Genomic DNA, 255 nt, shown 5'->3' with positions numbered 1-255 from the left:
AACCGCTCCGCGGCGGTGGCGATGCTCGCGGGGTCGGTGATGTCCAGCTTCAAGCCCGCCATGCCGGGGTTGGCGGCGGTGACGGCGTCCAGAAGCTGGCGGCGGCGGCCGGCGATGATGACCTGGTTGCCCAGACGATGGAACGCCTCGGCCAGCGCGCGGCCGATGCCGGAGGTGGCACCCGTGATAAAGATGGTATTATCGGTGAGCTGCATGGCGGATCGTCCTTGATTGGGGGCGCGTCAGGCGGCCGGC

Annotated in this window: 1 protein-coding gene; it reads right to left on the bottom strand. The window is 69.4% G+C overall.

Translation table 11 applies throughout. The annotated features are described in order from the left end of the window. The coding region (locus SB847_RS21630) for an SDR family NAD(P)-dependent oxidoreductase (RefSeq protein ID WP_410578745.1) at nucleotides 1-215 on the bottom strand (215 nt) is incomplete at its 3' end. Nucleotides 216-255 lie beyond the last annotated feature (40 nt).

This window comes from Bacillus sp. SIMBA_026, assembly GCF_046535335.1.
Lineage (GTDB): Bacteria > Bacillota > Bacilli > Bacillales > Bacillaceae > Bacillus > Bacillus velezensis.
This window is presented reverse-complemented; position numbering and strand designations above follow the sequence as displayed.